This is a genomic window from Paenibacillus sp. CCS19 (genome assembly GCF_033239625.1).
GTDB lineage: Bacteria > Bacillota > Bacilli > Paenibacillales > Paenibacillaceae > Paenibacillus_T.
On record NZ_BTCK01000015.1, the window covers coordinates 52603 to 76044 of the forward strand.

Sequence of the window (23442 nt, forward strand, 5' to 3'; positions counted from 1 at the left end):
CCTTTATAGAGGGGAACCGCCGCCATATTCGATACGCTGCTTGTCAGCATGACGCTGCAGCGCTAATTCGATCAGTGTGTCGAGCAGCTCGCTGTAAGGTACGCCCGTTTCTTTCCACATAAGCGGATACATGCTGAACGGCGTAAAGCCCGGCATCGTATTCACTTCATTGATGAGCAGCTCGCCATCGGACTTGCGCAGGAAGAAATCGACGCGGGACAATCCCGATCCGTCGATCGCTTGGTAAGCGCGAAGCGCAAGCTCACGAACCGCATCCGACGTCTCTTGCGGGATGTTCGCCGGAATTTCCATCACGGAGGTGCCATCAATATACTTTGCTTTATAATCGTAAAAATCATTCGAAGCGCGAATCTCGCCCGGAACGGACGCACGCGGCTCGTCATTGCCAAGCACGCTTACTTCGATCTCGCGAGCATCGACGAACTCCTCTACGATGACCTTACGGTCGTAACGGAAGGCATAATCGATCGCTGCGACCAGCTCCTCGCGGTTTCTAGCCTTGGAGATGCCCACGCTGGAGCCGAGGTTTGCCGGTTTAATGAAGCAAGGGTAGCCAAGCGAAATTTCGATTTCGTTAATGAAGTAGTTCGCGTCCTTCTCCCACTGCGTCCGGTTGTAGTAACGGAACATGCATTGCGCGAGCCCTTCGTGCGCGAACACTTTCTTCATCATAATTTTGTCCATGCCGACTGCCGACGCCAATACGCCAGCGCCCACGTATGGAATGTTCGCCATCTCCAGCAGCCCTTGAATCGTGCCGTCCTCGCCGAACGTTCCATGCAGCAGCGGGAAAATAACGTCCAGCGCACGGCTCTCGCCGCCGCCCGCAGCACCTGATTGCAAGCCTTGGAATACGGGCGCAAGCGCTGCGCCTTCCCCTGCGTTGCTGTCCTCTAAACGCAGTGTTGCTGTGTCCGTCGGAGGCGCCAGCAGCACATCGCCTGAACGCCATTGTCCGTCTTGCGTAATGTAGATCGGCTTTACCTCGTAACGGTTATAGTCAAATTCGCCCATCACCGCAAGCGCAGTGCGGAGCGACACTTCATGTTCTCCTGATTTTCCCCCGTAGATCAATCCTACGCGAACCTTCTCGCCCATTTCATTATTCCTCCGGTTTGCTCGTAATTGCGGCCATTCTTGAAGAGGTCGTTCAAAAAGTCGTCTTTTGATCACGAAGTGAGTCAGGAAATCTTCTCGGTGCTGAAAACCCAACTTTTTGAACACGTACTTAAGACATTCCTAAAACAGGCTCTTCCGCCTTCTTTAGAATTGATCGGCCAGATGAAATAATCGGTATCTTGTCTTCTCGGTCCAGGCATACGAATCTTTGTAGTCCCAGTAACGATGCCGGCTGGCAACCGTATTGGCGTTGACGAGCGGCATGCCGTCGACATCGAACGCCGTTACGATCGTGCTGTGCTGGTACCGGTAATCCCCGTTCCAGTCATAGAGAATCACATCGCCGAGCTGCAGCTGATCAGCGGATTCGACGATTGTCCCCCGCATGCCGCTGTGTCGGCCTGACGCCAGATAGGATTGGAGCGCATTGGCGACTGCCCAGCTATAACTCCAATTCTCACGTCCGCCGCTGCGCCCTTGATACCACCAGCCGCTATCTCTTTTACCAGTATAGTGCATCGGCGCATGGCCTGCAAAGATGCACTGGGACACATAGTTCGTGCAGTTCACCTCGAACAGCTCATAGGCCGGATTCGCCTCATTCCACCATCTGTCAGCGTAGGCAGCAACAAGATCTCTTCGATAATTTTGCTTCGCCCGCTGTTTGAATTCAGGCAAAATATCATAATTTAAGAAAGGTGCCGAAGGCGGACGAGTTCGACGCTGCTGACCGTCGAACAAAATGTCTCCTTCTTCAGGCAGCAGCGACTGTTCATTCGCGCCAAATCGGGGGCGGCGCTCGGATACGACCGGCTCAACGCGCGTAATCGTCCAGCTTCTGCCGTCGCGGGCTAGCCACAGTCGTTCATGCTCGAGCCTCTCCTCTGTATAGGTTCGGCTCTTCTGTTCCATAATTCGCTTTATACGGAGCTTGAGCAGCACCGAGGTTTCAGCGGCGGACTCGTTCACCCTGACGATCTCCGCTTTCGTCTCGCTGCGGGAGGACAGCACGCCGCGAAGCAGATCTCGTTCGCGCAGCCGCTCAAGACGGCTGCCGAGCCGGAGCAAATGATCCTGATCGGCGATTAAACCGTCAAAGACGGACGGATGCTGGTCGACCTCTGCTTGGTTGAACAGCTTAACGTACGCATGTACGCCCGTCTTCCAGGTTTCGGTTTCAGACGACGGTTGCGGCGGAGACGGCAGCACTTGACGCTGCTGCGGTACCCGCGGCGCTATACCGCCCCGTTTGCCAGCCACACGACTTGTTGAACGCGGCATGCTCATCCCTCCTGACATCAGGATCTTTGAGCGTGTCATCAGGACCTTCGAAGCGTTCAAAGGTCATTATGCTTACTCAAAGTCACTCTTCTAAGCCATTTCCATGCTTCTTTGACGCTTCTTCTATCCTATGTGGGCGCTGGCCTATTATGAGAATTGGCAGTCGAAAACCTTGCAAACAGGCTTTACGTAGCCCCATCAATCACGATATACTGTAGTCAGAAGCATTTTGTGAAATCGTGTTTCATCTAGTGAAACGCGATGACAATAGCATTTATCTTTAAGGAGGCGTTATTGTACATGGCTAAGCAAGACCAATACGGCGTACGTTCGACGCTGGAATCCGGCGGCAAGTCGTATGCGTACTACAACCTGCCAGCTCTCGAGAAGCAAGGACTCGGCAGCATCTCCAAGCTCCCTTTCTCCATTAAAGTGCTGCTCGAAGCAGCGATCCGTCAATTCGACGGACGCGGCATCACGGAAGAGCATGTTAAACAACTCGCAACTTGGGCTGAAGCTCGTTCGGACAAAGAAATCCCGTTCATTCCAGCTCGCATCGTTCTGCAGGACTTCACTGGCGTACCAGTAGTCGTTGACCTTGCAGCAATGCGCGACACGGTTAAGAAAGCTGGCGGCGACCCTAAACGCATCAACCCGCTCGTACCGGTCGACCTCGTAATCGACCACTCCGTCATGGTTGACGCATTTGGTTCCCCAGATGCGCTTGAGACGAACATGAAATATGAATTCCAACGGAACGCAGAGCGTTACAAGTTCCTCCGTTGGGCACAAACGGCGTTCGATAACTTCCGTGCGGTTCCACCGGCAACGGGTATCGTTCACCAAGTTAACCTTGAATATCTTGCATCTGTAGCAGCTACGAAGACGGTTGACGGCGAAACTGTCGTATATCCAGACTCGCTCGTTGGTACGGACTCCCATACAACGATGATCAACGGTCTTGGCGTAGTAGGCTGGGGCGTTGGCGGCATCGAGGCAGAAGCTGGCATGCTCGGTCAACCACTCTACTTCGTAATGCCAGAAGTTATCGGCTTCAAGCTGACGGGCAGCCTGCCAGACGGCTCCACAGCAACTGACCTTGCACTGACGGTTACTCAAATGCTCCGCAAGAAGGGCGTTGTAGGTAAATTCGTTGAATTCTACGGCTCCGGTCTGTCGAATATCAGCCTTGCTGACCGCGCTACGGTTGCTAACATGGCTCCTGAATACGGCGCGACGATCGGCTTCTTCCCGGTCGACGACGAGACGCTTGCGTTCCTCCGCTCGACGGGTCGCGAAGAAGAGCAAGTGAAGCTCGTTGAAGCTTACTACAAAGAGCAAGGCATGTTCCGTACGGACGATCTGGCTGATCCAATCTTCACAGACGTTATCGAACTCGACATGTCGACGGTTGTTCCATCGCTCGCAGGTCCTAAGCGTCCGCAAGACCGCGTAGAACTGACGGCGATGAAAGAAGCGTTCAACAGCATCATCCGCACGCCAATCGACAAAGGCGGCTACGGCCTGTCCGAAGAGAAGATTGAGCAAAAAGTTGATGTGAAGCATCCGAACGGCGACGCTAGCAAGATGGGTACGGGCGCTGTTGTTATCGCAGCGATCACGTCCTGCACGAACACATCGAACCCAAGCGTAATGGTTGGCGCCGGTCTCGTAGCGAAGAAAGCAGTCGCTCGCGGTCTGACGAAACCAGGTTACGTTAAATCGTCCCTGACGCCAGGTTCCCTGGTTGTTACGGAATATCTGAAGAACGCTGGTCTTATCGAGCCGCTCGAAGCACTCGGCTTCCACGTTGCTGGTTACGGCTGCGCAACTTGTATCGGTAACTCCGGTCCACTGCCAGAAGAAGTTGGTCAAGCAATTGCTGACAACGACATGACGGTAGCGGCTGTACTGTCCGGTAACCGTAACTTCGAAGGTCGCGTTCACGCGCAAGTTAAGGCTAACTACCTGGCATCGCCTCCACTCGTTGTTGCGTACGCACTGGCTGGTACGGTTAACATCGACCTGGCGAACGATCCAATCGGTTACGACCAAGACAACCAACCGGTTTACCTGAAAGACATCTGGCCAACGAAAGCGGAGATCCAAGAAGCGATCAGCACGGCGATGAGCCCTCAAATCTTCCGCGACAAGTATGCCAACGTCTTCACGCAAAACGAGCGTTGGAATGCAATCGACGTACCAGAAGGCGAAAGCTACGAGTGGGACGAAAGCTCGACGTACATCGCGAACCCACCATTCTTCGCGAACCTTGGCGCTGACGTTGGCGACATCGCTGACATCAACGGCTCGAACGTTCTTGCCCTGCTCGGCGACTCCGTTACGACGGACCACATCTCGCCAGCTGGCAACATCAAAGCTGACAGCCCTGCTGGTAAATACCTGATCGAGCATGGCGTCAAACGCGAAGACTTCAACTCGTACGGCTCGCGTCGCGGCCATCACGAAGTGATGATGCGCGGTACGTTCGCTAACATCCGTATCCGTAACCAAGTAGCACCAGGTACGGAAGGCGGCGTAACGAAATACCTGCCTACGGACGAAGTAATGTCGATCTACGACGCTTCGATGAAATATCAAGCAGAAGGCAAAAACCTCGTCGTTATCGCAGGCAAAGAGTACGGTACGGGCAGCTCCCGTGACTGGGCAGCTAAAGGTACGTTCCTCCTCGGCGTTAAAGCAGTTATCGCTGAGAGCTTCGAACGTATTCACCGTTCCAACCTCGTGGGCATGGGCGTTCTGCCGCTCCAATTCCAAGCTGGCCAAAGCTGGTCGTCGCTCGGAATCACGGGCCGCGAAACGTTCGATATCCAAGGTCTCAGCAACGACGTTCAACCAGGTCAACTGGTTACGGTAACGGCTACGCGCGAAGACGGCTCGAAGTTCGACTTCCAAGCGATCGTACGCCTCGACTCCCTCGTGGACGTTGACTACTACCGTAACAGCGGTATCCTGCAAACGGTCCTGCGTCAAATGATCGCGAACATGTAGTTTTCCGGTGGCTTGCATCGCATTTGCGATGCATCTGCCTGACATAAGAATGGCCTGTAAGCAGAAGCGGTGAACACCGATTCTGCTTACAGGCCATTTATGTTTTCATCCTCCAATCGCAACTCCATTCGGAAGCTCTGCGCTCGAAAGGCTGACCAGCCTTGCATATTGACCATCCTGACGCATCAACTGTTCATGTGTACCCTCTTCAACGATCCGACCTCTATCCATGACAACAACGCGAGTGGCGAGTGAGGTAACCAGGTCCATGCGATGAGTAATAATCAACGCTGTTCTGCCTGCAAGCCAGGGCTTCATCTGCTTAATAACTCGCTGTTCTGTGCTTACATCCAAGGCCGAAGTCGGTTCATCCATCACAATTAAGTCGGGCTTATTCATATACAATCGCGACAAACCGAGCCGTTGCCTCTGGCCGCCTGATAATTCAGCCCCCAGCTCACCTATACTAGATTCATACTTGTATACGAGCTGTTCAATATCTGCGTCTATGCAGGCTTGAGCTGCAGCCGCTGCCACCTCTTCTTCCCTTGCGGATACAGCTGACAGACGGATATTCTCACTAACTGAACCCGTGAATAGATAAGGCTTCTGCGCCAAATACAACGTATCCGATCGATCATGCAGCTCCAATGAACGGCTTATCTTGACCATGCCGGTAGTTGGTTGACGCAGTCCGCAGCACAGCTGCGCGAATGTCGATTTCCCTGCGCCGCTGGCGCCGACGATTGCGACAATTTCTCCTTGTTGAAGCACAAATTCCACTTTGTCAATAATTAGGTTTTCTCCAGTTGAAGGGTGATATGTTACAGCTTTCATCTCAACAAGCGTCCGCTTATCAGCATTACCATCCGTCTTCGGAGTCTCTTCCTTAATGGAGAACAGCTCTTGAATGCGCCCGAATGCTCCTCCGCCTTCATAAAGACGGTTCCACTGCTCGGATAAACCAATAATCGGCCAAATAACCAATTCGAACAGCAGGCTGAACGTTGCAATCATCCCTGGCGAGAGTGCGCCTCGAACAGCAGCCAGACTGATTAGAATCAGCGCGCCCATATGAAGCAGATAGAACACAGCTTCCGTCAAATTAGTGCTCAGACTTCGCGTCATATCCAACTTCCGTCGAACTCGAATCATCCGTTCTCTCTGCGTGGCGATGCGCTGCAGCAGCAGGTCGCTCAACCCATAGATCCGAACGATGTCCCTCCCCTGAAGAACCTCCTGCGTCATGCCTCGAATTTCGCTTTCCAACACTTGCATCGAAGCTGACAGCCGCTCAATCCGGCGGTCAAATAATCGTCCGATCATCAGCAGCAGCGGTGCCCCGATTAAGGCGAATAAGGCTAACGATACGTCAATAGTCAGCAGATAGAGGAATGAGATTCCAATTATACTAACCACCGTAAGGAATTCAATGGAGGCTTCAACGATATCCGAGCCCGACGCTGTATCCGTTCGAATACGTGTAATGATATCGCTGCTTGAGTAACGCTGCATGCATTCATACGATCGAATATTAACGGTGCGGAATAAGTCTACAGACAAATCGCGCCGTACAAGACCTTGCAATAATCGAAGCGTATATCGTTGTATGACGATAAGACTTATTGCTGTAACGAGCAGTACCGCCGACCACAGGATGGCGGAGGTCAATTCGGCCATTTTCCCCGCATGTGCGGTATCGATGAATAAGCCCTGCATTCTGGCAATGCCGATGTCGAACGTAATATCAACGGCAATTAGAAACGGAAAACATAATAAAAGCAGGCGATATTTCCTTACATATCTCGTAATGAACAAAAGCTGTGTCCCCAATGTATGAACGGATTGTCCATATGACCGCATGTGAAACGGTCCTCCTCTCATTCATCCTCGCTAGTCCATGCACAATAACGCCCTCCTAAGCTCATTAATTGGGCATGGGTGCCTGACTCTGCAACCATTCCGTCCTCCAGCACGAAAATCTGATCAGCCTGTTGCGCAATCGACAGTTTGTGCGTGACGAGCACAACCGTCTTCTCGGAGCGGAATTGGTGTAAGGCTGACATGAACTGCGATTCCGTTATTGGATCAAGCGATGCGGTCGGCTCATCTAACAACAAGAGTGCTGGATTCCTTACGATCGCTCTGGCAAGCGCCATCCGCTGCAACTCGCCCCCGGACAGCCTATCGTCCTCTTTCTCTCTGATTGTCGTCTCATATGTGCTGGGCAGCTGCATGATGCGGTCATGGATCTGAGCAATTGTTGCGGCTTGTTCAATTTCAGCTTGCGTGGCGTCCAGTTGCCCGAAGCGAATATTGTCTCGTATGGTGCCTGTAAAAAGTAGACTCTCCTGCGGAACGAAACCGATCTTCGCATGCCCCGCTTGCGTGAACGGTTCCTCGCGCGAACATTCGTTATAATCGATACTTCCGGAAGTCGGTTCGTCCAATTTGGCTAGAAGCCTGAGAAGCGTCGATTTACCGCAGCCGCTTTGGCCGAGAATAACGGTCAACTCGCCTTGATTAATCGTCATATTGACGTTATTCAACACGGACGGCTTGCCTTCGTAACCGTAAGAAAGCTGTGAAACTTGAAGCGTTATTCCGGTTGGATCTAGAGTCGCTGGTGGTGAAATCCTGTCTATTGCTTCTTCAGGCCAATCAAGCAAATGCATAAACCGACTCGTATGCGAGAGGGAAGCAATCAGCTCGTTCCACATTCCTGCCATAGATCGGAGAGGACCGGTTAACTTGCCGCTCGCTGCCGCGAAAGCTGTCAATCCTCCAATCGTTAAGCTGCCCTGCAGCACTTGGTAACCCCCGAAACCTAGTATGAACAACATTCCGCCGTACATCAGCCCGCGATTAACAAGGTCGAACATTCCGTCGTAGGCCGCAATGACCGTATCGCGCTTCCTCACCTTGTCGATTTCATTCTTAAACTTATTGATCAGCAGTCCTCTGATCGAGAACGCACGCACATTCATTCCGCCTTGGATAGCATCCTGCAGCAATATATCGCTGCTTGCCAGTTCCTCATGCCTTCGATCATGCTGCCGATTAAGGCGACCGGTAAGGCGATATACCAACAGAGGGAATGCCAGCGCGAAGCCAATCATGCCCAGTGTGAGGGGAAGATTCAACCAACTGAAGTAGGCGAACGATACGACCAGCTGCACTAGATTGGTGACAAGACGGATTAATTTATCGTTCAGCCCACTTTGAGCCTCCGCTGCCGAATCGGTAATTCTGCCGTACAGCTCCGAGCTGTGATATTGTTCTATCTTCATTCCAGGTTGAGTCGTGACCTTCCTCAGAAGCTCAAGCTGCAGCCGTGCGGTTGCTCGGTTATCGACAGTTGCCTTCAACCAGGTAATGACCAGTTGATTGATGAATTGGACTGCGACTGCAGCTAAACCAATGAGCAGCCCGCTATAGATAGGCGCCAGCGCCTGCTCCGCAGCGCCTGTAATGATTCTTCGCGTGGCTTCGACAATTCCAAGACCTAACACCGTCGAGAGCAGCGATGATGTGATGAGGAGCGCATAAGCTCCCTTCTCTGATTGGGAATGCTTGAACAGCCGCAGAACAGAACGAAAGTTCGAATGTATTTCAGCCGATGTTTCCAAATCCGATCTCCTTCTATCATTGATTGATGATTGGTAGGTGAAGTAGTTGCTACCGATAATCGTATTCGAAGCTTCCATCCTCATATAGAGAAAAAATAGATTTAAATCGTTTATTCAACGCAAAAAGAGCCGTATCGGATAGACACCGATGCGGCTCAATAGCGTTTATTTCGATTGGGAGACAGATCCGTGCTTCTTATTACTGCAGGAGAATTTATTGCAACAGCTCGATGAACTGATGCATCGAACGGGACATCCACTTCTTCGGATGATGCAGGAGCAACACCGACAAGCTCAGCTCAGGGTGTTCCACCGGCAGCACAGCCAGTTCGCCGCGCCGCAGCTCTTCTTCTGCCGCCATGCGCGGCAGAATGGCAATGCCCGACCCTGCACGGACGCATCGTTTGATCGCCTCTAGATTGCCGAGCTCTATGCCAATGCGGTAAGGAATAGTTTGCGACCGCAGCAGCTTTTCAAGCAAAATCCGATAGTTGCAGCTGTCTTCCGTCATCATCCACTCCTGATCGGCAAGATCGACGAGCGTGAGCGGCCGTCGGCGCTGAGGATCGCCCTTCACGAGCGGATGATCGGGACGAGCGACAATTACGAGCGGCTCTGATCGAAGCGTTATCCATGTGAGCGATGGATCGTTTGCAGTCGTCTGATGGTGTTGATCGAGCAGCAGCCCGAAATCGAGCTCGCCTTCTCTCACTTTGTTTATGATGGCTGGCTCGTTCTCCGCTTGAAGACGAATCGACAGCCGAGGATGAATCTCACGGATATTGTGAATGATCGGCGGCAGAAAGTACGCAGCCAGCGAGTCGATGGTCCCGATCGTCAATGTCCCTCCGCCCTGCTGGGCAAGCTTCTCCTTCGATTGTTGGAACAGGTCGAGCATTTGGGTCGCAATCGTTAGCAGCTCCTCGCCTGCTGTCGTCAGACGTAGTCCTTTGCCGAAGCGCTCGAACAGCTGCACGTCGTAAGCTTTCTCCAGCTTCTGAATTTGAGTGGTGACGCTGGACTGGGCATAGCCGAGCGCATCAGCCGCCCTTGTAATGCTTTGCCGTACGGCCACCTCTCGGAATGTATGCAGATACGTCAGCTCCATGCGCTTATTCCTCCTCATCATTGAGAGATATGTCCAGGAACGATCAGACCTTACAGCTGATATCGAAATCATTGATACTAATCATCAATTATTATAGATAACAGTGATACATCTTGTCATGTTAAAGTTAAGCCAATCCACTATCGGGAGGCTGTCGTAATGTTAAATGAGCTCCAACTGCAAGGCCTATTCGTTCCTGTCGTTACTCCTTTTCTGCCAAGTGAAGAGCTGGACCTCGAATCGTTTGAACGTATCATTAGCCATTTGTTGAAGCATCGTATTCAAGGCATCGTGTTGAATGGAACAACCGGCGAGTCGCCTACGGTTTCTTGGAATGAGGTGAGCGTAATGATGCAGACCCTCGTTTCGATTCAGCAGCGCGGTCAAGGCGATGGCAGCGTTCCGATTGTTGTCGGCGTTGGTACGAACGATACCGCCGCATCCGTCAAACGTGCTGAGCTTGCCGCTAACATGGGAGCAGATGCTGTTCTTGTTGTTACGCCTTACTATAGCCGTCCTTCTCTAGAAGGCATTGTTAGACACTATGGACGGATCGCGCAGGTCGGCGTGCCTGTTATCGCCTATGAAATCCCTTCTCGTACCGGCGTGAAGGTGGACGCAGACACGATGAAGCGGATTCTAGACATCAATGGCCTGATTGGGCTAAAAGACAGCACCGGCAGTACAGAGCTTGTCTCGGCGCTGACTGCCGGCGGAGATAACAAGCCTGTCCTGTGCGGAGACGATCGTCTGTTCCACGCGATGCTGAGCCAAGGCGCCAGCGGCGGCATGCTCGCATCCGCTAACGTTGAGACGGATACGTTCCTGGAGGTGTATCGACTGGCCGCGGCGGGGCAATATCGTGAATCGCGTGCCATCTTCAACCGTCTGACGCCGCTCATCGAGCTGCTGTTCCGCGAGTCCAATCCCGCACCCATCAAGTGGCTGCTTAAGCAGCAAGGTCTGCTGGCCAGTGACACGCTGCGCCTGCCGATGGCGCCGATTACCGAAGGGCTGCGCAATGAAATGGAGCGGCTGCAGCTAGAACGCCTATAAAGGAGAGTGGGGAGCCAGTCGAGTCCCATCGGCGCGTCCTATCCCCTATTCGGCAGGATGGTCCAGATGACTTAAGGTGCTTCTAGGTGCTCTATTCGATCCATTGTACGGACGGCAGTGAGATTGCGAATTTTTAGTATCTTGAGCCGATCGTTCGACTGGCTGGGGCGAGTTTAGATGCTTTTATGTGTTCTATTCGAGCCATCGTGCGGATGCCGGTGAGATTGCGCACTTTTAAGTATCCTAACCAGCCAGACAGTCTAACCGCAGCTATCTTCCATGTCTCATCTAACGACAAAAGCCTTTATCCCAACCGTTCTGGCTGGGATAAAGGCTTGTTCCATTTGCGTTCGCTTAACGCGCCATCGTCCCCATACGGGCAGCGGCTTCGATAATCGTTGGTGCGATCTCTCGCATCCGTTCCGGCGTCAGGCGGCTGGATGGTCCTGAAACGGACAATGCGGCAATGAGCCGCTGATGGCGGTCGAAGATCGGCGCCGACACCGCAGCAGCCCCTGGCTCGCGCTCCTCGATACTCGTTGCGTAACCGTTGCGGCGAATTTCGATCATCTGGCATTCGAACATATGCCGATTGACGACCGGCGGCTGAATCGATTCGAGCTCCGTCCATATTTCCGCTTGCGTCGGCTCATCTGCGAATGCGATCAACACCTTGCTGGATGCACCAACGTAAAGCGGCAATCTTGCGCCTACCGTCGCCACCCTGCGCACCGCCTGGTTGCTCTGCACCGCTTGAATGCGAATGCGTTCGCCGCCGCTGCGTACGTAAAGACTAATAGTCTCGCCGAGCGAGTTGCGCAGTCGTTCCATCTCTGGCTGCCAGATCACCGCAGGATCGTCAGAAGACGTCAGATGCGCGGACAATTCCCATACTCGGAAGCCGAGCCGATAACGCTCGGTCCCGCTATCACGTTCCACGAAGCCGCGATCCTCCAGCGTCGACAGCATGCGGTGAACCGTGCTCTTATGCAGCCCGACGCGTTCGGCGATTTCTGTCATTGCAAAATCCGTTCCTAATGTGAAGCATTGCAATATATCAAGCGCTCGCTCGACTGCTCTTACGGTCGACTTTCCTTCCTCTGCCATCGCAAATCCGTCCTCCCCGCTATCCGATCGTTCTATTAAATACCAATAGAATTGGTTAAATTTAAGTTTCATACAATGAAACATCGTTGCATTAAGTATAACTGAAACACCGATTAACGTAAAGATAAACTCAATATATTTCAGCTATATTACAAACGGCTTACATCTCGTCGACATCGATTGACACTCTTGTACGACAGTCATACGATAGTAGTACTAACAGACTAAAGCGCTTCCATTGAGAGGGGATGTTCCGGATGAGCAGTACAATTCTACCAGCACCTATGCCAGTCAACAGCCTGCCGGCACCCATCCTACAACCTGCTCCGCAGCCGCGTGCGATTAACCGTCGCAAGAGCGGTAAGCATGCTCTATTCGCTGCCGTGTCCGCAGCCGCTGCGCTCTGCGTACTTGCTGTGGTTGCATTCCATGGCTATATCGCATGGATGCTCGCGCACCCGTATGTAGCCCCTCTCTACTCGAATCCGATGGAAGCTGCAGGTCTCCCGTACGAAGATACGGCATTTCCCAGCATGAGCGGCCGTACGACCGTCGGCGGCTGGTTCATCCCTGCAGGCGATAACGACGGCCCGCAGCTTGCACAGACTGCTGCCGCTGCTTCACAGGCTAACGAGTCGCAGCGCACCGTTATTTTCAGCCATGGCTATGGCGCCAACCGCGAAGAGACATGGGTCCCGATGTACGACCTTGCAGCGCTGCTGCATCGCTTGAACTACAACGTGCTTATGTTCGACTACGGCTATGCTTCCTCTGATTACAAAGCGCCTGCGACAGGCGGCTATGAGGAATCGCAGCAGCTTCTGGCAGCCGTTCAATATGTCAAAGAACGCGGCGCTTCCGAGATCGTCGTATGGGGCTTCTCGATGGGCGCTGGAACGGCGCTTCAAGCCGGACTTCAAACCGACGATATCGACGCTATGCTGCTCGACAGCCTCTTCTTGCCGAGCCCGGATACGTTATTCCATAACGTCACTCAAGTGCTGCCGCTGCCCAAGTATCCATCGCTTCCACTCATCGAAATGATGCTGCCAGCATTCACAGGCACTTCATTCAGCGGCATACCAGCCACGGAAGTAATGGTGAAAGACTACCCGATTCCGCTGTTCATCATGCATGGAACCGAGGATGCGAAAGCTCCATACGAAATTGCCGATCAAATCGCGCATAATCAGTCGAACCCGCTGTCCCAAGAATGGATTGTCCAAGGCGGCAAACACGAGCTGCTGTTCCAGGTTCATGCGAAGGAATATATTCAGCGCGCAGCGCTCTTCCTTAGCCAAGTGCATCAGCAGCATGCCGATGCGAATGACAGCACGAACGGGACGAATGGCACAGATGGAACATCCACTGCCGACTCCATCGTGCTATAACGAGTAAACCGCCAACGAGGGTTAACTCAGAAGCCGTTATATTCATATGTGGTACAAAAGCACGACATAGCTCCGCACTGTCATGAATACATCTTAAGCGTATACGTTTGTTCTCCGTCCGATCGGAGTACGGACAACCGGGACGCTAAGTGTCATGAACAAGGAGGCTGATGTCGTGCTTTTCGTATACGGACCACAGACACCGCTTCGACTGCTGGAAGAGATTCGCGATTGGAAAAGGCAAGAAATCGAGCATGCCGCCGTCATTCGCCGATTCGCGCCAGAATTGGAGCCGGAATATGCATGGCTGCTCTCGGAATGGGAGCAGCCGCTTCGCGCGGCGGAACGAGTCGCAGACCGCTGCTTGAACGAGGCGCTGTCGCGCGGGCCTAACAATGAGCCCAGCGACGAGATCACGATCACACGCGCAGAGCTGCTGCTGCAGGCATCCGCTTATCAGTCGCAGCGGTTCGTCGAGCATCTGCTGCAGTTGCTCGAGAAGAGCCCCTCACTGTCCGCGAATCCAGCGGCCAAATCTTTCGTGCTGCACGCCGTACGCGAGTCGAACGGCTTCTTAGGCGTGCAGGATTCGTACCGGTACACGCAGCAGGCGGTGTTCGAAAGCAGAAGCGAATTGAATGATCCGTTCGCTTCCTACGGAGCCGCTGATACGCGCAAAGCAGGCAGAACAGGCGCTGTAAGGCCTCGGCCAGCCAAAGGCGCTGCAGCCCATGCTGCTGCGCCTCCTTCACCTGCTGCCGACGTCAAGGCCAGCGAGCCAATCAGTCCGCAGGTTGCCGTTCATACACCTCCGATCGGGCAACTCGTGGATGCGGCGACCGAGCGGCCAGAGTCTGCACCATCGCCGCAAGCTGCCCCGCCAGCAGCGCATGGAGATGCTTCTTCCGTCGACTCGTCATCGCCCAATGAGGCCGCGCTCGGAGTCGCTAATGTTGACAGCGAGGAACGAGCTCCTGTAACGCAGGTGCCAATCGGCGGCCATCGCCTTCCTCCGCTTCCGTACGCCTACAACGCACTAGAGCCCTATATTGATGAGACGACGATGCGCATCCACCACGACAAGCATCATCAAAGCTACGTCGACGGCTTGAACAAGGCGGAGCGCGAGCTGCAGCAAGCGAGACAGAGCGGCCAGTTCGATCTCGTGAAGCATTGGGAGCGCGAGCTTGCATTCAACGGTGCGGGCCATTATCTGCACACGCTGTTCTGGACCGTTATGGGACCTCATGCTGGCGGCCAGCCGTCCGGCGCTCTAGCGAATCAGATCCGGCAGGATTTCGGCAGCTATGAAGCGTTTATGAAACAATTCAGCGAAGCCGCGAACAAGGTTGAAGGAGGCGGCTGGGCCATTCTCGTCTGGAGTCCTCGCGCAAGACGGCTCGAAATTCTAACAGCAGAGAAACATCAGAACCTGTCCCAATGGGACGTTGTTCCGATTCTGCCGCTCGACGTGTGGGAACACGCCTACTATTTGAAACATCAGAACAATCGGGCTAACTATATTACGAGTTGGTGGAATGTCGTCAATTGGCCGTTCGTTAATCAACGCTTCGAACAGGCGAGCAAACTCATCTGGGAGCCGTTCTAACGAGCCACGTCAAGCAATACCCTTGTCACTCCGCCAAGACGAACATGGACTTCGTCTTGGCGGTTTATTTGCGCTGAAAGTTAGTTCCAATTTAGTTCGTTTTACAAATTGATAATGATTATCATTATCTTACAATCGTATCATTGCTATTCATCCTCTTACTGTCAAGCTTGCCCCATCCCCGTCGATACCCTTCCCTTTCCCTGCAGCACAAAAAAAGCCTCCTGCATTGCCGCTGTCATCGCAGGCAAGCCGGAGGCCCCTTCTTATTCCATCGTTAGTCCTTAATCAGTGCCATAAACTCCGCACGTGCCGCAGCATTGCCGTGGAATTGGCCGCGCACAGCAGACGTTACCGTCTTGCTGCCCGTCTTCTTCACGCCGCGCGCGCACATGCACAGATGCTCGCCATCGACCACAACCATGACGCCATGCGGCTTCAGCTCTTCCATCAGGATGTCAGCGATTTGCGACGTAATCCGCTCCTGCACCTGCAGTTTGCGGCTGACTGCCTCTACGAGGCGAGCGAGCTTGCTGAGTCCGACGATTTTGCCGCTTGGAATATAACCGATATGCACCTTGCCGAAGAACGGCGCCATATGGTGCTCGCATTGGCTGTAGTAGACAATATCCTTCACGATGACCAGCTCTTCATGCTGCTCGTCGAACGTTACGCCTAGTACCTCGCGAGGATCAACCTCGTATCCTGCAAAAATCTCTTCGTACATGCGAGCGACTCGAGCCGGTGTCTCCAGCAATCCTTCGCGTTCGACGTCTTCCCCGATCAGCTTCAATATCTCGCGTACATGATATTCGATCTGGTCGCGATTGCTCGTAACCATAGAATTGACGTAATCTTTCTTGCCCGCCATCCGATTTCCTCCTTCCGGACGCGCAGAAACGTAACTGCTGTTTCTTATCGTTTGAACTTCTGATTGCGCATCATTTGTTGTGCTTTTTTCATTTGTTGGCCGTTCAAGTTATAGCCCATTTGCTTCGCCATCTTGGTTAGCATCTCTGGATCGCTCTGCATCTTCTCGAGCTGTTTGCGCAGGTAGAATACGCCTGCAAAGAAACCGCCGGCACCGCCGACAATCAAAGCCACAATGGCTGTAATGGCATACCACATGTCAAAGTCACCTGTCCTTATCCAATTCGATCTCCTATAGAACGACCTCTTACGCAAATCTTGCAGAATGGTGCGTATATAGGCATATTGCCCTTAATGATAGCATGATCGCAAATAGAGCGCAAACGATGATTTTTCCTGCAAAATCGTCATTTTACTGCAGCTCTCCCGAAGGTTCCCGCTCCGTTGAAAGCGCGGTCATTGCCCGGGCAATCGCCGCGGATGCTTCTTCATTCGTCTCTGTCGCATGCGCAATGCGAAGCGCTTCTGCCGCCTCGTCTCCTCCGATCATACCAAGCGACCATGCGGCAGTGCCGCGCAACTCATGACGCGGGTCCGTCCGCAGCACTTCGATAAGCGCAGGAACGGCTGATTTTTCTCGAAAATTGCCGAGCGCGATGATCGCGTTGCGCTGAATCGGCTTCTTCCCGCGCCATGCGCCCGAAGCGGAACCAAACGTCTCCTTGAACTCCCGGTTACCGATCGTCAGAAGCGGCAGCAGGAGCGGCTTGGCGATCTCCGGATCCGGCTGCAGCTCGGGATGATGCGTCCAGTTCTTGCCCTTATTCGCGGGACATACGATCTGGCACGTATCGCAGCCATAGAGCCGATTGCCGATTTTGCGCATGTACGTATCGGATAACATGGTCTTCGTCTGCGTGAGGAACGAGACGCATTTGTTCGAATCAAGCTGTCCCGGCCCTACAAGCGCGCCAGTTGGGCATGCATCGATACATTTGGTGCACGAACCGCATTGATCTTCAAGCGGCGTATCCGGCGGCAGCGGCAAATTCGTAATCATCTCGCCGAGATAAATCCACGAGCCCAGCTTCGGCGAAATGATCGAGCAATTCTTCGCACTCCATCCGATGCCAGCGCGCTCTGCTACCGCACGATCCGACAACGCCCCCGTATCGACCATGCTCATGGCACGAACACCTGGCACGCGTTCTTCGAGCCACTTCTCCAACCGAGCGAGTCGATCCCTTAGAGCACTATGATAATCGAGGCCCCATGATGCACGAGCGAAGATGCCCCTCCTCGCCCCAGGTTCGGACTTCGGCGGATCCGGCAGCTTCGAAGGATAGGCGACAGCGATTGAAATGATGGATGCTGGACGATCAAACAACAGAGAAGGATTCGTTCTGCGTTCTAAATCAGGCTCTTCGAAGCCTGACTCCCTTCCCTCTTCCCGATGCCGAAGCAGACGCTCCTTCAGCTCCGTGAATGGATCCGCCGAAGCAATACCGATATCGTCGATGCCTAGGGATGGAGCAGCCGTCTTAAGATCTGCTTTCAGGGCCAGCCAATCGAAGCCTGTCCAATCCGCCGTGTCTATGTCTATCTGCTGTTGCTCATCCCCCTGCTGCGGATGGTCCATCACTAGTCCTCCCCCCTATCGCTATGCCCTGCTGCTAGAGCCGCTTGATTGCTTTCCGCGCCAGCTCGTCGCAGCGGTTATTCCACTCGTTATCGCTGTGCCCTTTAACTTTGATGTACGTTACACGATGAATTTGCATAAGTCCCCATAACTTCTGCCATAGATCCTGGTTCTCTACCGGTTGTCCCTTGCTGTTCTTCCAGCCGTTGCGCAGCCAACCGCGAATCCAGTTGTTCTGAAAGCAGTTCACGACATATGCCGAATCGCTGTATACAGCAACTTGGCACGGTTCCTTGAGCAGCTGCAGCGCTTCAATTACAGCTTGAATTTCCATCCGGTTGTTGGTCGTATGCTTCGTACCGCCTGAGGCCTCTTTCTTGTGCGGCCCAAAAAACAAAACGGCACCCCAGCCACCCGGACCCGGGTTACCCGAACAGGCACCATCTGTATACACCGATATCTCTTTCATCCTCATCCGCTCCTACAACGACCCAAGGTCCCCTGTCGGCCAGACGATCCAATCGACCCGACCGCTAATCCGGTCCCGAATGACCGGTCCGAACGAACGGCTGTCTCTGCTTGCTCTAGCATGGCGGTTATCGCCCATCACGAAATAAAAGTCCTCAGGCACCTCATAAGGTCCAAAATCCAAATCATCGATATCCGTGTCGGTATAAGTCGACTCATCCACTTGCTCGCCATTGCGGTACAGCACGCGATTGCGGATTTCGATCCGATCGCCTGGCACGCCAACAACCCGCTTAACGAGCAGCTTCTTCTCGGGATTATCCGATGGGTCCTCCAGAATCACAATATCGCCGACTGCCGGATCTCCCAATAAATAAACGAACTTATTCACATACAGCCAATCGTGGTCATGCAGCGTTGGCTCCATGGAGTGACCCTCCACCTTCGACAGATGGAACACAAACGCATGGAGCAGCAGCACGATCGTAAGGGCTATCGAAATGGTCTTGATCCATCCCATCCATTGGATCGAAAACCGCTGCACATCTTGCAGTTCTGCGGTCGCTTCAGGCTCCAGATCGGGCATGATTTCAGCTCCTAAAATGAATTTAGGGGTGCTATTCCCCTAAATTCATTGCATCGTAAGCATAGGCTCAACTTTTGAAGGCGGTTTTCCTTCAAAAGTTACTTCGTAAGGATAGGCTTATGAATTTAGGGGTGCTGTTCCCCTAAATTCATTGCATCGTAAGCATAGGCTCAACTTTTGAAGGCGGTTTTTCCTTCAAAAGTTACTTCGTAAGCATTAACTTAGGTTTTGGGAGTGATCTTCTCCCAAAACCTTGCATCGTAAGCATCAGCTTCGCCTGCTATAACTCCGTAAACTCCATCTCCGCCGCTTCCCGCTGCCAATCCTCATAATATTGGTACACAAGATGATCGTCGAACGGCGCATCCGCCGACTTCGCGCGACGAAGCAGGCTTTGCAGCCCCTGCTCGACCTTATCGAGGACGATATCCGGATAATGATACATTTGCTTATGCCGCTCATATTCATCCCGATCGACGACATGAATGCCGCCGTCTGCCGTCCGAATGACGTCTAGGTCATAATCGATATACGTAAATACGTCCTCGTTCTGCATCATGGGAGAAGCGACATTACAATAATAACGGATACCGCCATCCTCCAGCAGCGCTACGACGTTATACCATTGTCCCGGCATAAAGAACGAAACCGCCGGTACACGGCTTGTCCAAAGCTTGCCGTCCGCTTCTTGAATCGGCGTCTGCCGATTAATAAGCACATGCATGGATTGCTCGGCATGCACCTTGGCAAGCCGCTCTTGCGGAACAAGCCAATTGCGATGCCAGAACCGGTGCAACCGACCGTTATGCTTGAAGCTCTTGATCATGCAAGGCATGTAGTTATTCATGGCGTCACCTGTTTTACATTCATTGTAACCAAATAAGAATGGATGAACTTCCGAGTCTATAGGAAAGAACACATTCTTATCGGCAAGGTGAAACGGCTGTCACCGTCCCTTGAGCGAACGCTCATCTTCGTATTCCTCGTTAATGACTTACCCACTTCTATTAGTATAAGAAAAGCATATCCAGCCGCCAATTGCAATGGCATGCCGAATATGCTTTCAATGATCGAGACCACCCGTCTCGAATAATTCATACCTTCAAAGGCGTGGCCAGCCTCAGCCTGCAACGATGCTTAGCTTTTGGAACGAGCGGAAAAAATCAGTTGCCGCATAACCAAGCTTCTCGTACAACGGCAGCACCTTCTCATTATGCTCGTCGGCCGTAACCATAATCTTTGTCACATGTCGATGCTCAAAACGTTGCTTCAATCCGTGAATCAGCGATTGACCGATTCCTTGACGTTGGTACTCCGGCAGAACGGCTACTCGATAATAATAACCTTTATTATTGTCGATTGTGCCGATGATCATGCCGACGATTTCACCTTCTTCAACAGCAACAAGCACAAGATCGCTATCCCATGACAACTGCCGCCCGAAAGCTAACATTGTCTGTTCGTAGCAATCGTCCGATAGTACGGTACCAAGCAATTCGGTTACCGGAACATAGTCAGACAGTTGAAAGGAACGAACGTACATGTGATGGTTACAACTCCTCAGTCGATGTCATAGATTATTCAAGCCTTTATGAATAAAATACGACAAATCTATTTAAATTCCTGCTAAAACTTTAAAAATTCTTTAAAAACTTAAAGAAATCGACCGTTTATGGATGAAAGCGCTTAAATTTAAGCGTTTTCATCAGGTTTCGTCATCATTTCTGCGATTTACAGCCCTTTTCGTACATAAATGGCACCAATTGCGACCATCCTATCTTCGTTATGCATGATTCGACTTTCGCAACAACAATGTTGATTTATCCAAGCGAATAAGGGATAATTGTACCTGAATCAACACCTAATTTTGGGAGGTATAACAATGGCTCACCAACTACCTGCTTTGCCTTATGCTAACAATGCGCTCGAACCGCATATCGATGAAACGACGATGATGATTCACCACGATCGTCACCACAACGCTTACGTAACGAACCTGAACGCTGCACTGGAGTCCGCTCCTGAGCTGCAAAGCAAATCGATCGAAGATCTGATCGCTGACCTGAACAGCGTTCCGGAAGCAATCCGCACGGCTGTTCGCAACAACGGCGGCGGCCACGCTAACCACTCCCTCTTCTGGGAAACGATCGGTCCTAACGCTGGCGGCGCTCCATCCGGTAAATTGGCGGACGCAATCGCTAACGAACTGGGCGGCTTTGATAAATTCAAAGAAGACTTCGCTAAAGCAGCTGCAACGCGCTTCGGTTCCGGCTGGGCTTGGCTTGCTCTTGGCCAAGACGGCAAACTGAAAGTATACAGCCTGCCTAACCAAGACAGCCCAATCATGGAAGGCGACACGCCGCTTCTTGGTCTGGACGTTTGGGAGCATGCTTACTACCTGAACTACCAGAACAAACGCCCTGACTACATCGCAGCGTTCTGGAACGTTGTAAACTGGGCAGCTGTTGCAGACCGCTACGAGGCTGCAGCGAAATAAGCTGGACAAGCCCTCTATGGGCATATGCGCCGCATCCTATATGGATGCGGCGTTTTTGCATTTTGCGAAGCTATTCAAAATCGATATGGATTGTTCCTATTCCCTAGGCAAGAGTACACGCTATCCAAGCATACATTTAACAAGTAAATAGGCGCTTAGCACAAAGGAGGCGGAAAAACCGATGTATCCGAACTATTACGGCTACTACCCTTATGGCTATCCATACGGGTACGATAGCTACTATGGACAGGGATACGATCCATATGCGCAGGCCGCGGATTATCAAGTGCCGCAGACCGATAGCGACGCCGCGTATTATTACGATCCGCGCGGATTGTTCCCTGGACCGCCGCCAAGACCGCCGGGGCCGCCGCCGCGTCCGCCTGGTCCACCGGGACCTCCCGGGCCTCCTGGACCGCCAGGACCACCGGGACCTCCGCCAAGACCGCCTGGACCGTTCCCGCCGGGACCATTCCCGCCAGGACCGCCAGGACCGCCAGGGCCGTTCCCACCGGGGCCGTTTCCGCCAGGACCGCCAGGACCGCCAGGGCCGTTCCCGCCGGGGCCGTTTCCGCCAGGACCGCCAGGACCGTTCCCGCCGCCTAGACCGCCGTTCCCGCCGCCATTCCCGCCACCTAGGCCACCGTTCCCGCCACCATTCCCGCCACCTAGACCACCGTTCCCGCCACCATTCCCGCCACCGTTCCCGCCACCTAGACCACCGTTCCCGATTCCGATACCGATTCCAATACCGATTCCTGGCCCAGGACCTGTGCCGGTACCTATACCGACACCGGCCATAACGGTACTCATTAATGGCGGCAGCGTATTCCCGAATATTACACAGGTGTACACATTCGCTTTCTATCCGGGTATCACGATTGCACAGGCGCTGCGGAACACGGGAGTCGTTGTCATCGGCTTTAATGGTCAAATCATTTCGGTTGGCGGCATACCAATTACGGATGGCATCACATTCGTGCTGTCTCTGAACGGTCGTCCAATCCCGTCCACGCTGCTTAATGCACCGCTGCAGCCAGGTGACTCGCTGGAGCTTCAATTGTTTTTCCGACCTTTACGGGACGACGAGGAATATTACAATCAAGGAACCGTGCAATACGAGGAAGAACGCAACTACATCGACGAAGACGACTTGAACGGTGTCGATTAAGCCATGTTGCGTTCACAATAAAATGAAATAACTGCAAAAGACTCTGCTAGTCGTTCCTCGAACGGCGAGCAGAGTCTTTGCGTTACCACATAAGAAAGAATAGGATTGCGAGTATATCGATGAAATAAAAGGTTATTGATGTTAAAAAGCGAACTCAAAACACAGTCGCCTGAGTGAAAAGATCTCGAAAGATATTCCCCCATATGTTATAATTGGTATTAAGTCTATCGAATTACTATGATTTTAACAATTGACGTTTAGGAGATGGAATCAGATGGCCAATATTGTATCTATTATCGCCACACCGAACCAGTCGTCTAGACTGCTTGGTGTAACGAACTATGTCGAGCAGCAAATTCGTGAACAAGGCTATGAATTATCCACGTTGCAAGTCACCTCGATTCCGGCAGAAGATCTCATCTTCGCCCGCTTCGACAGCCCGGCGATCGCTGCGGCGAATGCACTCGTCGAGGCAGCAGATGCTGTTATCATCGCCAGCCCAGTCTACAAGGCTTCCTACAGCGGCATCCTCAAGACTTATCTTGACCTGCTCCCCCAGAAAGGTCTCGATAACAAAATCGTCGCTCCGATCTTCATCGGCGGCACCATTGCACACCTGTTGTCCATCGACTATTCGCTTAAGCCTGTACTCGCTTCGCTCGGCGCCCGCCACTACATCAGCAGCATCTACGCAACGGACTCGCAAGTTACGCGCACCGGCCAAGGCGATGACATCGCATTCGAACTGAACGACGAGCTCCAAGAGCGTCTCGACCGTGCCATTCAAGAGCTTCGGGTCGACCTAACCCGCCGCTCCCTTTAATCGCTTGGATTTATAAAGAAAGGGCTGTCTACCGCGCGGACACGCGGAGACAGCC

Annotated in this window: 21 protein-coding genes; 7 read left to right on the forward strand and 14 right to left on the reverse strand. The window is 52.8% G+C overall.

All coding sequences use genetic code 11. The features are described 5' to 3' along the window. Positions 1-3: 3 nt before the first annotated feature. Together SBI19_RS12575 and SBI19_RS12580 are read right to left on the reverse strand one after the other, a co-directional pair. Complete coding sequence (locus tag SBI19_RS12575) at positions 4-1119, reverse strand: D-alanine--D-alanine ligase (RefSeq protein WP_317968581.1); 1116 nt, start codon at positions 1117-1119, stop codon at positions 4-6. A gap of 165 nt (positions 1120-1284) precedes the next feature. Next, positions 1285-2421 carry an amidase domain-containing protein gene (locus SBI19_RS12580; RefSeq protein ID WP_317968583.1) on the reverse strand — a complete coding sequence of 379 codons (1137 nt, stop codon included), beginning with the start codon at positions 2419-2421 and terminating at the stop codon, positions 1285-1287. Between the two features lie 300 nt (positions 2422-2721). Between SBI19_RS12580 and acnA the strand changes: the two genes are divergently transcribed. Continuing rightward, the gene (gene acnA / locus SBI19_RS12585; RefSeq protein ID WP_317968585.1) at positions 2722-5433 is read left to right on the forward strand and encodes an aconitate hydratase AcnA; all 2712 of its coding nucleotides are present in this window, start codon (positions 2722-2724) and stop codon (positions 5431-5433) included. Positions 5434-5538: 105 nt separating this feature from the next. Here the strand turns inward: acnA and SBI19_RS12590 are convergent, their stop codons facing one another. From SBI19_RS12590 to SBI19_RS12600, 3 genes are all read right to left on the reverse strand, one after another. Continuing rightward, positions 5539-7296 (reverse strand): ABC transporter ATP-binding protein, encoded by a 1758-nt coding sequence (locus tag SBI19_RS12590; protein WP_317968587.1) that lies wholly within the window; start codon positions 7294-7296, stop codon positions 5539-5541. 17 nt (positions 7297-7313) lie between these two features. After that, positions 7314-9062 (reverse strand): ABC transporter ATP-binding protein, encoded by a 1749-nt coding sequence (locus tag SBI19_RS12595; protein WP_317968589.1) that lies wholly within the window; start codon positions 9060-9062, stop codon positions 7314-7316. A 214-nt stretch (positions 9063-9276) separates the two neighbouring features. After that, positions 9277-10170, reverse strand: coding sequence for a LysR family transcriptional regulator (locus tag SBI19_RS12600; RefSeq protein ID WP_317968591.1), 894 nt, complete (start codon positions 10168-10170; stop codon positions 9277-9279). A 159-nt stretch (positions 10171-10329) separates the two neighbouring features. Between SBI19_RS12600 and dapA the strand changes: the two genes are divergently transcribed. Then, the gene (dapA, locus tag SBI19_RS12605) at positions 10330-11226 is read left to right on the forward strand and encodes a 4-hydroxy-tetrahydrodipicolinate synthase (RefSeq protein ID WP_317968593.1); all 897 of its coding nucleotides are present in this window, start codon (positions 10330-10332) and stop codon (positions 11224-11226) included. Positions 11227-11580: 354 nt separating this feature from the next. Here dapA and SBI19_RS12610 read toward each other — a convergent pair whose 3' ends face one another. Continuing rightward, positions 11581-12333: an IclR family transcriptional regulator gene (locus tag SBI19_RS12610; protein ID WP_317968595.1), complete on the reverse strand. Its 753-nt coding sequence runs from the start codon at positions 12331-12333 to the stop codon at positions 11581-11583. A 257-nt stretch (positions 12334-12590) separates the two neighbouring features. Here SBI19_RS12610 and SBI19_RS12615 point away from each other — a divergent pair, with 257 nt between their 5' ends. Both SBI19_RS12615 and SBI19_RS12620 read left to right on the forward strand, forming a co-directional pair. After that, a complete protein-coding gene (locus tag SBI19_RS12615; RefSeq protein ID WP_317968597.1) occupies positions 12591-13724 on the forward strand; it encodes an alpha/beta hydrolase in 1134 nt (377 codons plus the stop codon). 175 nt (positions 13725-13899) lie between these two features. After that, positions 13900-15333 carry a Fe-Mn family superoxide dismutase gene (locus SBI19_RS12620; RefSeq protein ID WP_317968599.1) on the forward strand — a complete coding sequence of 478 codons (1434 nt, stop codon included), beginning with the start codon at positions 13900-13902 and terminating at the stop codon, positions 15331-15333. A gap of 277 nt (positions 15334-15610) precedes the next feature. Here SBI19_RS12620 and folE read toward each other — a convergent pair whose 3' ends face one another. The 7 genes from folE to SBI19_RS12655 form a co-directional block, all read right to left on the reverse strand. After that, a complete protein-coding gene (gene folE / locus SBI19_RS12625) occupies positions 15611-16204 on the reverse strand; it encodes a GTP cyclohydrolase I FolE (RefSeq protein WP_317968601.1) in 594 nt (197 codons plus the stop codon). A gap of 44 nt (positions 16205-16248) precedes the next feature. After that, positions 16249-16461 carry a YneF family protein gene (locus SBI19_RS12630; RefSeq protein ID WP_317968603.1) on the reverse strand — a complete coding sequence of 71 codons (213 nt, stop codon included), beginning with the start codon at positions 16459-16461 and terminating at the stop codon, positions 16249-16251. Between the two features lie 154 nt (positions 16462-16615). Next, positions 16616-17842, reverse strand: a complete 1227-nt coding sequence (gene queG / locus SBI19_RS12635; RefSeq protein ID WP_317968706.1) for a tRNA epoxyqueuosine(34) reductase QueG — start codon at positions 17840-17842, stop codon at positions 16616-16618. A gap of 34 nt (positions 17843-17876) precedes the next feature. After that, complete coding sequence (rnhA, locus tag SBI19_RS12640) at positions 17877-18311, reverse strand: ribonuclease HI (RefSeq protein WP_317968605.1); 435 nt, start codon at positions 18309-18311, stop codon at positions 17877-17879. Positions 18312-18323: 12 nt separating this feature from the next. Beyond that, the gene (gene lepB, locus SBI19_RS12645; protein WP_317968607.1) at positions 18324-18896 is read right to left on the reverse strand and encodes a signal peptidase I; all 573 of its coding nucleotides are present in this window, start codon (positions 18894-18896) and stop codon (positions 18324-18326) included. Between the two features lie 280 nt (positions 18897-19176). Next, the gene (locus tag SBI19_RS12650) at positions 19177-19743 is read right to left on the reverse strand and encodes a DUF402 domain-containing protein (RefSeq protein WP_317968609.1); all 567 of its coding nucleotides are present in this window, start codon (positions 19741-19743) and stop codon (positions 19177-19179) included. 273 nt (positions 19744-20016) lie between these two features. Further along, positions 20017-20439 carry a GNAT family N-acetyltransferase gene (locus tag SBI19_RS12655; RefSeq protein ID WP_317968611.1) on the reverse strand — a complete coding sequence of 141 codons (423 nt, stop codon included), beginning with the start codon at positions 20437-20439 and terminating at the stop codon, positions 20017-20019. A gap of 339 nt (positions 20440-20778) precedes the next feature. Between SBI19_RS12655 and SBI19_RS12660 the strand changes: the two genes are divergently transcribed. Further along, complete coding sequence (locus SBI19_RS12660; RefSeq protein ID WP_317968613.1) at positions 20779-21393, forward strand: superoxide dismutase; 615 nt, start codon at positions 20779-20781, stop codon at positions 21391-21393. Positions 21394-21711: 318 nt separating this feature from the next. Here the strand turns inward: SBI19_RS12660 and SBI19_RS12665 are convergent, their stop codons facing one another. Next, a complete protein-coding gene (locus tag SBI19_RS12665) occupies positions 21712-22194 on the reverse strand; it encodes a hypothetical protein (RefSeq protein ID WP_317968615.1) in 483 nt (160 codons plus the stop codon). Between SBI19_RS12665 and SBI19_RS12670 the strand changes: the two genes are divergently transcribed. Both SBI19_RS12670 and ssuE read left to right on the forward strand, forming a co-directional pair. Continuing rightward, positions 22166-22564: a hypothetical protein gene (locus SBI19_RS12670; protein WP_317968617.1), complete on the forward strand. Its 399-nt coding sequence runs from the start codon at positions 22166-22168 to the stop codon at positions 22562-22564. The genes SBI19_RS12665 and SBI19_RS12670 overlap by 29 nt on opposite strands. Before the next feature lie 274 nt (positions 22565-22838). After that, positions 22839-23387, forward strand: coding sequence for an NADPH-dependent FMN reductase (gene ssuE, locus SBI19_RS12675; protein WP_317968619.1), 549 nt, complete (start codon positions 22839-22841; stop codon positions 23385-23387). The last annotated feature ends 55 nt before the right edge of the window (positions 23388-23442 follow it).